8 protein-coding genes and 1 tRNA gene are annotated in these 13,218 nt (G+C 43.4%); 6 read left to right on the top strand and 3 right to left on the bottom strand.

The window, feature by feature from the left end; all coding sequences use genetic code 11:
• Positions 1-43: 43 nt before the first annotated feature.
• A tRNA-Ala gene (locus tag QM738_RS11650) sits at positions 44-117 on the top strand.
• A gap of 122 nt (positions 118-239) precedes the next feature.
• Here the strand turns inward: QM738_RS11650 and QM738_RS11655 are convergent.
• Both QM738_RS11655 and QM738_RS11660 read right to left on the bottom strand, forming a co-directional pair.
• Complete coding sequence (locus QM738_RS11655) at positions 240-1,565, bottom strand: citrate (Si)-synthase, eukaryotic (RefSeq protein WP_462276892.1); 1,326 nt, start codon at positions 1,563-1,565, stop codon at positions 240-242.
• Between the two features lie 160 nt (positions 1,566-1,725).
• The gene (locus QM738_RS11660) at positions 1,726-2,823 is read right to left on the bottom strand and encodes an LptF/LptG family permease (protein WP_462276893.1); all 1,098 of its coding nucleotides are present in this window, start codon (positions 2,821-2,823) and stop codon (positions 1,726-1,728) included.
• 313 nt (positions 2,824-3,136) lie between these two features.
• Here QM738_RS11660 and QM738_RS11665 point away from each other — a divergent pair, with 313 nt between their 5' ends.
• Positions 3,137-3,478, top strand: coding sequence for a hypothetical protein (locus QM738_RS11665; protein WP_462276894.1), 342 nt, complete (start codon positions 3,137-3,139; stop codon positions 3,476-3,478).
• Between the two features lie 5 nt (positions 3,479-3,483).
• Here the strand turns inward: QM738_RS11665 and QM738_RS11670 are convergent, their stop codons facing one another.
• Positions 3,484-5,799: a sensor histidine kinase gene (locus QM738_RS11670; protein WP_462276895.1), complete on the bottom strand. Its 2,316-nt coding sequence runs from the start codon at positions 5,797-5,799 to the stop codon at positions 3,484-3,486.
• 223 nt (positions 5,800-6,022) lie between these two features.
• On the opposite strand from QM738_RS11670, the gene QM738_RS11675 reads away from it, so the two are divergent.
• The 4 genes from QM738_RS11675 to QM738_RS11690 all read left to right on the top strand — a co-directional run bounded on the left by QM738_RS11675 (position 6,023) and on the right by QM738_RS11690 (position 13,198).
• Positions 6,023-6,649 (top strand): response regulator, encoded by a 627-nt coding sequence (locus QM738_RS11675; protein WP_462276896.1) that lies wholly within the window; start codon positions 6,023-6,025, stop codon positions 6,647-6,649.
• Between the two features lie 240 nt (positions 6,650-6,889).
• Entirely contained in the window at positions 6,890-7,480 is a 591-nt protein-coding gene (locus QM738_RS11680; RefSeq protein WP_462276897.1) for a hypothetical protein, read from the top strand.
• Positions 7,431-8,033, top strand: coding sequence for a hypothetical protein (locus QM738_RS11685; RefSeq protein ID WP_462276898.1), 603 nt, complete (start codon positions 7,431-7,433; stop codon positions 8,031-8,033). Before QM738_RS11680 ends, QM738_RS11685 begins: the two co-directional genes overlap by 50 nt.
• Before the next feature lie 89 nt (positions 8,034-8,122).
• The gene (locus QM738_RS11690; RefSeq protein ID WP_462276899.1) at positions 8,123-13,198 is read left to right on the top strand and encodes a beta strand repeat-containing protein; all 5,076 of its coding nucleotides are present in this window, start codon (positions 8,123-8,125) and stop codon (positions 13,196-13,198) included.
• Positions 13,199-13,218: the final 20 nt, after the last annotated feature.

Here is a 13,218-nt window from a genome sequence, read left to right on the forward strand (position 1 = left end):
ATTGTTACGGCTAAATGCGCTATATTTGCAATCCTGCAATAAAGGGGGGTTAGCTCAGCTGGCTAGAGCGCTTGCATGGCATGCAAGAGGTCGTCGGTTCGACTCCGATACTCTCCACAAAAATTTAAGGCTCATCTACGATGAGTCTTTTTTTAAACCATTAAGGAATTAAGAAAATTAAGAGAAAAAAATATCCCGCAGTGAATGCGGGATATTTTTTATTAGAAGGTTTTGATTGATTATTCGCCCCAGATCTCGTCTTTGCCATCGAGCCATTGTTTTACCAGGTCGGTGGTCACAGATTTTGGTCTTTCCAGCGGGAAGGCGAGGGCCCTGTCCCAGATAAGACTGGCCAATACACCTAATGAACGGGATACACCGAACAGCACAGTGTAGAATTCATATTCCACCATACCATAGTGTACCAGTAAAGCACCACTATGTGCATCTACATTCGGCCATGGATTTTTTATTTTACCTAACGATTGCAGGATAGGAGGTACTGCATCATAAATATTCCAAACGGTTTGTACCAATGGATCATCGGGCATGTGTTTTTTACCAAATTCCATTTGTGCACTAAAGCGGGGATCGGTCTTGCGCAATACGGCATGGCCATAACCCGGTACCACTTTGCCTTCGGTCAAGGTCTTCTTTACATATTCTTCTATCTGTGTTTTGGAAGGGGTATCCGTACCCAGTTCTTCCCTCATTTCATATATCCATTTGATCACTTCCTGGTTGGCGAGGCCGTGCAGCGGACCGGCAAGGCCGTTCATACCTGCAGCAAAGCTCAAATATGGATCGCTGAGTGCAGAACCCACCAGGTGGGTGGAGTGTGCAGATACATTACCACCTTCATGATCGGCATGAATGGTCATGTACAGGCGCATCAGTTCTTTAAAGGATTCATCTTCGTAACCCATCATGTGGGCAAAGTTGCCCGACCAGTCCAGCAAACCATTTGGCTGAATATGATCCCCATTTTTATATTTACGGCGGTAGATGTAAGCGGCTACTCTTGGCAGGCGTGCTATTAGGTCCATAGCATCATCAAATACAGCATCCCAGTAATCTTTCTTGTTCATGCCGGCAGCATATCTTTTTGCAAACTGGCTTTCTGTCTGCAGGGCCATAATGGCCACCACAAACTGCGTCATGGGATGTGTGCCTACGGGCAATGCTTCAATGGTATCAAAAACATGGTTGGGAACATGGCTGCGGCGTTGCCAAACACTGGTAACATGCTGCACATCTTCTTCGGTAGGCAGTTCACCCACCAGCATCAGGTAAAACAAACCTTCGGGTAATGGTTCGGAACCATTGGGGGCTTTAGGTAATTTCTGCTGCAGTTCGGGAATGGTATAACCACGAAAACGGATACCTTCCTGTGCATCCAGCAACGAGGTTTCGGTAACCAAACCTGTAATGCCACGCATACCCTGGTATATCTGGCTCAATGTAACTTCACCGATCTTTTTATTGCCGTGCTCCTTCAACAGTGTTTTGATCTCCGCACCTGTAACGTCAGCCTTTGCCTTGAATTTGTCTTTAATGATTCCCATACCGCAGTTAAAATTTATAATGTTGTATCCAATGTTTTTAATAAAAATTGAAAAGATGCCTTAAAATTACGATGTAAGGCCCTGCTAAACAAAAGTTTTAAAAGAAACTTTACAGATTAATAACAATGCAATCGATACCGGGAGATATAAAGCAGAAAATCTATTTGGGCGCTTTTTTATACAGGTAAAAAGCCAGCAGCCCGAAGATAAAGTTGGGTGTCCATGCGGCCAGAAAAGGAGTGAGATTGCCCTTGGTGGCAAATACAATGGTAAAGCGGCTGAATAAAATATACAGTACGCTGATGATAACACCCAATGCCAGGTGCAGGCCGCTGCCGCCCCTTACTTTTCGAGACGCCAGTACTGCACCAATGATGGTCAGTATCAATACCGATACCGGGATGGCATCCCTGTTATAACGCTCCACCAGCAAAGTGCTCAATCCTTCCGAGCCACGCAGGCGTTCTATCTTAATGTATTCGTTCAGTGCAGGCGTGGGCATCTGGTCTTTCAGGTATTCGTCCCTGCGCAGGTCCAGCGGTTTAAAATTATAATTCATCGTCATGCTCACAGAATGTTTTACATCTTCTGTAATGCCGTTGATGCTTCGCTCCATTACATTATCCAGCTTCCACTTGCGGGTGGCGGTATCCCAACTAAAATTGTCGGCTCTTAAATTATACAGCAGTTTGTTGTTGGCAAAGCGCTGCACAAAAAAGCCATTGCCCGTTTTTGAAATGGTATCATAAGCCCTGATGCCGATATAAGTATTGGAATCATTACGGAAGTACAGGTGTTGCTTATAGGTATTACTGCCATTGACGCTGCCAAAATTGGGATCGATATATTTTGCTTCAAAATCGCCCCACTTTTTATTGGCCCTGGGCACCACGTATTGGTAGCCGAACCATAATAATACCGAAAGGAATAAACCACCCATTATATAGGGCAATAAAAAACGTTTAAAACTTACACCGCTGCTCAGTATGGCCACTACTTCGGACCGGGACGCCATTTTAGAAGTAAAGAAGATCACCGCAATAAAAACAAACAGCGGAAAAAGCATGGCATCAATACGGGGTATAAAACCAAAATAATAATCGGTAATGATACGGGAAGCCGGCAGTTTGGATTTTACAAAATCATCGGTTTTTTCACTGATGTCCACCACCACCACAATTGCAGTCATTAAAAGTATGCAAAAGAAAAAGGTGGAAAGATATTTTGAGAGTATATAACGGTCGATCTTTTTGAACATTGAAGCAGTAAACCGGCTATCTTTTTTTAGCCATGGCAAATGTAGCCTAAAAAATATTTTGCTTTAAAAATGGGCCGGTAAGTATTTGTGAAGATTGAAATAAAAATTATAAAATATTAAATAAATAAAAATGTCAGGCAAAATAAAAGACCCGCAATCTAATTATACGGATAATACCGTAGGTACGTGGTTAAAATAATAAATAACCCTACGGACTATCAAACTAAATGTGGAAATTACTATTTTTTTTACGTAAAATTACTTGGTTGTATCGGAAAACCACATATATTTGACCATAAATCAAACGTATAATATGGGGGCTCTCGAAACCGCAGAAATCGTACTGGCAGGAGCAAAACATGTGGAAGATTGGTTGAGCAAAAATGAATATACCTCTGTAAAAAAGGAGTTTTGGCAAAAAGACTCCATTGATATTCATGCTGATAGCGCCGGTAACAACATTTTTATCCAGGTGCATACAGCCCTTCAGCCAAACGGGTTGCCGGTTTTAAAGGCTACCGACAAATTTGCCGTTAAGGAAATTGCGCACCGGATGGAACGTACACCTTACATGGCAACCCTGGTCATCGACGATCACAAGAACCTGGTTGGCGAAATTGTCTGGCACCGGCTCACCGGTCCGGATGGTATATAAATATATTAAGCGCCGGGTGCTGCAAAACAAACTGCTATCGTGCAGCCCTGGCCTGGTTTTGAACGGATGTTTACTTTACCATTGTTTACCTCTGATCTGCTTATTATGTTTTTGAGGCCCACACCACCCCGCTTTTGGGTGGTGTCGAAGCCCACACCGTTATCTTCAATTTCCAGGTACACATTTCCTTCTTTACGGCTGATGCTGATCTTTACCTGCGTAGCTTTTGCATGCTTTACAATATTATTCAGCTGCTCCTGCACAATGCGGAAAATGGTGAGTTTTAATTTTTTGTGCACCAGCATTTCCGGAAATCCCTTCCAGTTATCAATGATCTTTAAAGGATGCGCCGATCGTAAAGTGCCCGTAAGGTCGTTCAGCGCTTCCAGCAATCCTATCTCTTCCAGCGATGGGGGAATAAGGGTATTGGAAAGATGACGGATCTCCTGCATCGCTTTTTCGGTGAGCAGTTTACTTTCTTTTACTAGTTGTGGCCGAAACTGTTTTTGTTCCAGCGCACACTCCAGGTATAGTTTTACAGTAGCCAGTATCTGGTTGATATTATCATGCAGTTCCTGCCCCAGTTCCGTTCTTTCTTTTTCCTGGCCGGTAATTACCGCATCGGTTATCTGTTGTTGCCGTATCTTTCTTTCTTCGGTAAGGCTGTTTTCCAAAAGCACTTTTTCTGTAACATTACTGGTAAGTGACAACACCACTTTATTACCATTATAAGTAATGATATGCGAAGTGGTTTCTGTTATCAGCACAGCGCCGCGTTTATTTACCTGCTGCCAGCGCATGCTTCTTTTAAAAATATTGGGTTCCCTGCTTTCCAATACCAGTTCCGAAAATATATTCCTTTCCGGTTCGGGATAAATATCCAGGATGGATAACTGTAAAAATTCTTCTCTTGCATAACCGTACAATGCAATAGCCGTTTCATTCACTTCAATAATGGCAAGTGTTTCAATATCCCAGATAAGAATGCTGGAAGGATTATTGTTGAAAAGGTAGCGGTAATTTTCCACCGATGTTTTTAATAAGGATTCTGTCCGCTGTGTTTCGACTATACTGTTACGCATAGACGCTTCTGCAATTTTATTTTCCATTATCACCAGCAACAGGTTCCTGGCACGTTCCAGCGTTTTTTCCTCTTCTTTCGTAGGCGTTTTGATCTCTTTATAATAAACGGCAAAAGTACCCAGCACTTCGTCTTTCAGATCCAGTACCGGGAAAGACCAGCAGGCTTTTAATCCTTCCTGCAAAGCAAATGCTTTAAAATCGGTCCAGCGGGTATCATGTTCAATATCTGTTACGATCACTTTTTGTTTTTTAAAGGCAGCCGTTCCGCAGGAGCCGACATTATCTCCTATTTCCACCCCTTCAATGGCGGTACAATATCTTTCGGGCAACGAAGGCGAAGCCCAATTGTACAAACGGTTGTCTTTGAAGCGAAGTACCGAACAGATCATACCGGGATGTATCTTTTCTATTTCCTTTAAATAATAATGCAGCGTTACCTGCAATTCGCTGTTGGCACGGGCATTATTCTCCAGCACCTGTTTTTCTATCCGCTCCAGTTCCCTCAACCGACGGGTTTCTGTAATGTCTTTGAACAAAACCGACAATCCGGTGCCCGAAGGATAAATATTTATATCCAGCCATTTATTGATGGCTTCATAATATTCTTCAAAATGAGCGGATAATTTATCATGCAGGCCCTGGTTGTATCGTATAAAAGAAGCCATCCTTTTGGCATGCGTATAAAAATTACTGAAAGGCTGGCCCGTGATATTTTCTTTATGAATGCCGGTTATCTTTTCTGCACCATTGTTCCAGTATTGCACTACCTGCTGATCGTCCAGGGTAAAAAAGCCATCAGTGATGCTGTCCAGCACCTGCCTGATATCTTTTACCGCATTATATTGGTCATTATTGTCGTTTACAAGTATACTGTACCTTAAATGGCCCTGTGTATTGATAAAAGCCGCAATAATAACAGCAACAGTAAAAAGTTCGCCGGTCTTTTTTACGGCTGTGGCAGACAGTTTTAAAAATTCACTTTCGCCACCATGCCGCAAAGCTGTCAGCGGGGGATCGGTATGAATGATATCCTGCGCATTGAGGTGTTTAAATTCGCTGCTGTTGTAACCAAAAAGGTTGCAGGCAGTATCATTACATTCTTCAAAACGGCCATCAGGCTGTATCACAAAAAAAGCATGCAGGGAGTGGCGGATGAGGATATGATACTTTTCATCAGCTGCAAGTGCCGGATAGGACAAGCTATCCATGCTGTAATACATTTGGGGTGAATTTTTCATAATAAATCCTTAGCGGGTATTGCGTACCTTATTGATTTGCTGGTTTTTAATTTTATAAACGCAAACAGATTTAAGCGCTAAGATATTAGGGGTACCTGGTTTCCTGTAGGGTAAGAAACTGCTTAAAACTAATGGTTGTAAGTTATGCCGAGAAAACTTATTTTTGTGTAGAAATATTTCTATCTTTAGTATTATAAACCTTATCACTCTAAATCCTCCTAGCTTGAAAAAGTTCCTGATTGTGGACGATCACGTAATTGTACGCTCCGGAATAAAGTTCCTCCTGACAGAAGTTTATCAACTTGCAGAAATACATGAAGCCGCCGATGGTGACAGTGCGACAGAAAAACTGAAAGAACATCATTTCGACCTGATCATGCTGGACATTCAGATGCCTAAAACGGACTCTTTCGGGTTGATGGAATATATACATATCAAATATCCGCAGGCCAAAGTGCTGGTTTTTTCGGTAAGTGCGGAAAATACCTATGCCCGCAGGTTCATGAAGGCGGGGGCTTATGGATTTGTATCCAAGGAAGCGCCGCTGGAAGAGATCATCAAAGCCATTAACCTGGTACTGAACGACCGTAAATATATCAGCGAATCGCTGGCCTATAAAATTGCCGAAGATTCATTTGCGGGCAGGTCGGATAACCCATTCAATAAATTATCTCCACGGGAATTTGAAATAGTATCACTGTTACTGAACGGTCAAACCGTAAGCGAGATATCCCAATCGCTGAATATACAAACCTCTACCGTAGGTACACACAAAGCAAGGCTGTTTGAAAAATTAAGCATCACCAATATACTGGAGTTAAAAGAGCTTGCAGTAGCCTACAATCTTTAAGCATATAATAATATATATACCTTCTTTACTGCTCCCGCAGGCGCATCAACACCTTAGTGATTTTACAAAGAGGTATTTGATTGCATTATAATACTATACAAATTATAGAAGGCTTTCTACATTTTTTTAACATTCGGTGCTACAGGTTCTGCACCGGTAAATAGAGACTTTTACTGCTGTAAATATTACGGGTTTCATCCAATAGACCGGTAATATCAATATCCTAACAAAAGAACCGTTATGAGTAAATCTTCCACTCGTAAGATCAGTATCTATTTAAAGATAAACGAGAATAGCATTACTGACTACTTTAATCCCCACGACCCGGGGCGTCTTGACAGGCGCCAGCTCAGCCACGATTTCCAGGAATACCTCAACGCTTCTATTGCCACTGCAGGCAGGCATACCATTATTGATTATAAAGTTTTTTGCACCGAATCCGGCAGCATGCGGTTCATGGTAGATCCGCTGATGAGAACGATCCGCCGCCATTTCCAGATAAAGAAAATGCTGAAGGAAACAGAATTCAGGAAATTCAAAAGGAAGAATTACATACTGCTGATGATCAGCATTGCCGTGGTAATGTTTTGCCAGGGCGTATTACCCAATCTATTTGGCCAGGACCACCGCATACATTCCATGTTCAGCAATGCTATCGACGTATTCAGCTGGGTGGTATTGTGGAAGCCTATAGAAAGGCTGATATTTTACTGGAATCCTTACCTGAAAGAGATATTGCTATTAGATAAAATGCAAAACGGCAAAATAACCATTGTAGAAAGTGAAGAAGAACTTATTAATCATCACCTGGAGCATTCTGATGCAGCATAACCTTGCCGCACAGACGAAGAATGGTATTGAGAATTATAATTTTCTCAGTACTAAGGAAGCGTATGTATGGATGCCGGTGATACATCATGTAAGTAAAAAGGGCTTTTATACAGAGCTGCGGTATAATTATGAAGCGCTGAAGACTGCATCACTGTATTTGGGAAAAAGCTTTACCAGCGGCAGTAAAACCAAATACACGATCACGCCGATGATGGGTTTAGTAATGGGAGATTATAATGGCGGATCGCTGGCAGCGAATATCGACATTGAAAAAGAAAAAATATTTGCGTCAATGCAAACACAGTATACGGTAAATAAAGATGACAGGAATGGTAATTTCTTTTTTAACTGGACAGAACTGGCCTACCAGCCGGTAAAGTGGATGTATGCAGGACTAAGCACCCAGCAAACAAAGAATTACAACTGCAGGCTGCAATCGGATTACGGGGTATTGATCGGCTTTTTAGTAAACAAATTCACGATACCCGTGTATGTATTTAACCCGTTAAGCAGCAACAGGAATTTTATAATTGGAGTAAACACAACATGGTAAACAATAAAAAACTCAATAAAACCACAGGAGATAAAAAATTCGCCTGTTATAAAAACCACTAAATATAAACCAATCCAAAAATCCAATTTATGAAAAAACAATTTTTTACACTCCTGGCATGCTTGTTTGCCATTGGTGGTTTCGCCCAGGTAGGGGTGGGAACCACTACTCCCAATTCAACACTGGATGTGCGGGGTTCCATAGCTACCAGCTACAGGGCATTTACCGGTAACACCTCCGCTGGTGCTACTGATAACCTGCTGGTATTTACCGGTACCAGTGCTGCTACCGTTACACTGCCTACAGCAGTGGGTTGCGATGGCCGGAGCTACATGATAAAAAATGCGAGTACCACCGGGCCAACACCGGTACTCACTATTGCCACCACATCGTCGCAAACCATTGACGGCGCTGCATCGTGGACGCTTTCAACTGCGAATGAAAGCATTACCTTAGTAAGTAATGGCGCCAACTGGCATGTAACTACGCAGGGTATGCCCAGCGCAAGCAGCAATAACTGGACGCAGAATGGTAATGCCGTTGCTTCCATGAAATCACTGGGTACCACTTCAAATTATTCTTTACCTTTTATAACAAATAATACAGAATGGATGCGTTTAACCAATACCGGTAGTTTGGGTGTTGGAACAACAGCGCCTAATTCTACCTTTGATGTACGCGGATCTGTATCTACCAATTACAGGGCATTTACAGCTGCCACCACAGCTACTGCATCTGATAACTTATTAGTATTTACCGGTTCATCTGCCACCACCGTTACACTGCCAACAGCAGTGGGCTGTGATGGTAGAAGTTATGTAATTAAGAACGCCAGTGCAGGCAGTGTGCTTACTATTGCCACCACCGCATCTCAAACCATTGAAGGGGCTGCATCATGGGCATTATCAAATGCCAACGAAACAGTTACATTAATAAGCAACGGTGCCAACTGGCAGATAACAACAGCGGGTACGCCCGGTGCTGTAAGCAACAGCTGGAACCAGAATGGTAACAGTGTTGCTTCAATGAAATCATTGGGTACCACTTCAAATTATTCTTTACCTTTTGTAACTAATAATACAGAATGGATGCGCCTGACCAATACGGGTAACCTCGGTATTGCCACTACAGCACCTAACTCTACTTTTGATGTGCGTGGTTCTGTATCTACTAATTACAGGGCGTTTACAGCTGCCACTACAGCAACTGCTACAGATAATTTATTGACATTTACGGGATCTTCTCCGGCAACCCTTACGCTGCCAACTGCTGTGGGTTGTGATGGTAGAAGTTATGTTGTAAAGAATGCAAGTGCAAGCAGCGTGCTTACGATAGCGACTACTTCATCTCAAACTATTGATGGTGCCGCTTCATGGGCCTTGAGTACTTCCAATGAATCAATTACATTGACAAGTAATGGCGCCAACTGGCAGATCTCAACCGCAGGCACACCTGGCGCAGCCAATACCAACTGGGCACAGAATGGCAACGCAGTATCTGCTATTAAAACATTAGGAACCACTACGAACTATTCTTTGCCTTTTGTAACCAACAATACAGAATGGATGCGTTTGACCAATACCGGTAACCTCGGTATTGCCACTACAGCGCCTAACTCTACTTTTGATGTGCGTGGATCGGTATCTACCAATTACAGGGGATTTACAGCAGCTACCACTGCTACAGCATCTGATAACCTGCTGGTGTTTACCGGTACAACTGCAACTACCGTAACATTACCCACCGCAGTAGGTTGTGATGGCCGAAGCTACATGATAAAAAATGCGAGCACTACCGGCCCTACACCTGTACTGACCATTGCCACCACTTCATCACAAACCATCGATGGTAGTGCATCATGGACACTGACCTCGGCTTTTGAAACTGTTACTTTGATCAGTAACGGTGCTAACTGGAATATAGCAGGACAAAGTTTACCAGGCGGATCAGGTGTAAGCTGGACGCAGAATGGTAATGCGGTAGCATCGATGAAGACCATCGGTACCACCAGCAACTATTCACTGCCCTTTATTACCAACAATACCGAAAAAATGCGTTTAACCAATACCGGTAGTTTGGGTGTGGGAACATCAACTTTCAACGGTACTTATCCTGAAAAATTACTGGTGGATGCAGGTACAACCACTTCGGTGAATGCTATTGTAGGTAAAGGATCTATTGACAGCTATTTACAATTGAACATACAGAACCAGTCTGCAGGTGCTAACTCCTCATCGGATGTAGTGGCAACAGCCAACAACGGTGATGAGACCACCAACTATGTGGATATGGGTATCAATGGCGGCAGCAATACCAGCGGTGTAATGGGTGCAGCCAATGATGCTTACTTATACAATATCGGGCAGAACATGTTGCTTGGTACAGGTTCGGCTTCCAAATCACTGGTGTTCATGACCGGCGGTACTTCACAAGCCACTAACGAAAGAATGCGTATTGATGGTAACGGTAAAGTAGGTATTGGTCTCAATGCTATTCCAAAGGCTAATATTGGTATTGCAAAATTTGCAATGGAAGGTACCAACGCTTCAGCCAATGGTCCGCATTTGCAATTCACCACTTCATCTGATAACTATCCTTTAGCCCAGTTATTGAACTGGCAGCACGATAACGTTTATCAAACATTCGACTCTTACTATGATGGCGCCTGGAGAAGCAGTACTTCTACCGGTGGTAACTTTGTAGCAGGAAAAGAAGGGGGTAAATATTTATGGCAATATGCCAACGTGAACACACCCGGTTCTCCTATTACGTGGAACAATGGTTTTGTACTGACCAATACCGGTAAAGTAGGTGTGGGTACAGCAACCTTTAACGCTACTAACCCGGAAAAACTGGTGGTGGATGCAGGTACAACCACTTCTGTGAATGCGATCGTGGGTAAAGGATCGATCGACAGCTATTTACAATTGAATATACAGAACCAGTCTGCAGGAACCAGCTCATCATCGGATGTAGTGGCCACAGCCAATAACGGTGACGAGACCACGAACTATATTGACATGGGTATCAATGGTGGTAACAACACCAACAATATTATGGGTGATGCAAATGATGCTTACCTGTACAATATCGGCCAGGATCTATTGGTAGGTACAGGCTCCGCTAACAAATCCCTGATCTTTATGACAGGTGGTACCAACCAGGCAAGCAACGAAAGAATGAGGATAGATGGTAACGGAAATGTGGGAATAGGCGTAGGTACACCTTCTTATAAATTACATGTAACTGCTGCAAGTAACCCATTATACCTGGGTGGTGTACAGACAGGCGCCAGCTCTGATAGTGTAGTCACCATCAACAACGGCGTGGTGAGGAAACTGGCTGCATCTGCCTTGGCCGCATCTAACAATGCATGGTCAACAACAGGTAATGCATCAACCAATCCAACTACTAACTTCATCGGCACAACTGATGCGCAAGCATTGGTGGTAAAAGAAAATAATACACAGGTGGCAAGATTTGAAGCCAACTCAATTGCATTGGGTAACGGCGCGGCTGTAAATAATGCCACACATTCTTATGCACTGGGCAGCAACTCCAGCATATCATTTGGTAAAACACAATCTTATGCAATAGGCCATGGTGCATCAGCAACAACAGATAACGCTTTTGCAATAGGTAACAGCGCTGTGACCAACGGAAGCAACTCTATCGCATTAGGTAACAGTGCAGCTGCCAACAACACATACTCAGCAGCCCTGGGTTATGGTGCAACAACAGCTTATGGTATCACCGATGCATTGGCAATGGGTACCAATGCAACTGCAAACGCATCTAACTCTGTTGCCATTGGTAGCAATACCACTGCCGCTAATAAAACGGTAACGAATGCAGCTAATGCCATTGCAATTGGTACAACTGCCGTTTCAAACAGTGCAAGTTCAATCGCAATAGGTACCAACGCCACTACAGCTTACAGCATTACACCTGCAGTTGCCATCGGTAACGCAGCAGTGGTAAATGGTAACAGTGGTATTGCAATAGGTAATGGCGCTACAGTAGGTACAGTGGCCAATGCTACTGCAATCGGTGCAGGCGCATCAGTAACCACTACCGGTACTAACTCTACAGCTATTGGCTACAATGCTTCTGCAACACTGGCCAATGAAATAATTTTGGGCGACCGCAGCAATACTTCTTTATCAGTAGGTATTGGTACAGAAAGTTTTTCCGGTACCAACCGCGAAAAATTACTGGTGGATGCCGGTACCACTTCATCTGTAAATGCAATTGTGGGTAAAGGTTCTATCGACAGCTACCTGCAGTTGAATATCCAGAACAACTCTGCCGGTACCAGCGCTTCATCTGATGTGGTGGCAACAGCCAACAACGGTAATGAAACCAGCAACTATATCGATATGGGTATCAATGGCGGTAACTACAGTGGTGGTGTGATGGGTGCAGCTAATGACGGTTACATGTACACGATGGGCAATAACTTCCTGATCGGTACTGCCAATGCATCCAAGTCCCTGATCTTTATGACAGGTGGTACTACACAATCAACCAATGAAAGAATGCGTGTTGACGGAAGTGGTAACGTAGGTATCGGTACCAACGCACCTACTGCCAATTTACATGTGGCATCTGCTGCAACCGGCAACACTACTATCGCACAGTTCTTACAACCGGGATTGACCACTACCAATGCTACTTATCTTAAACTGGGTAAATCGCTTACCACAGGCGACCAGGCAGATATCGTATACAACTGGACAGCTGCCAACAGCAACTCCAACTACCTGGGCTTTGGCTTTTACAGTAAGCCGATCTCTATGGCAGTTACCAATGGCGGCAACGTAGGTGTGGGTACCACTACTCCTGCATCAACGCTGGAAGTGAATGGTAGCCAGGCTTTGGCCATCACTACCAAAACGGCTACTTATACTGCAACATCAAGTGATTATACCATCATCTGCAATAACACAGGTGGTGCTATCACCATCAACTTACCGGCAGCTGCAGGTTGTTCCGGAAGGGTATACGTGATTAAAAAGATCTCGGGTATGTTCCTGAACGTAACAGTTGACCCTAACGGCGCAGAAACGATCGATGGTAGTGCAACAAGGGTGTTGACATCACAATACGAAAGTGTAATGATACAATCCAATGGTACAAGCTGGTTTATCCTGTCTAACAGCTAAGCAGGATATCCAATTACTAA

This window comes from Ferruginibacter sp. (genome assembly GCF_049840995.1).
Taxonomy (GTDB): domain Bacteria; phylum Bacteroidota; class Bacteroidia; order Chitinophagales; family Chitinophagaceae; genus Ferruginibacter.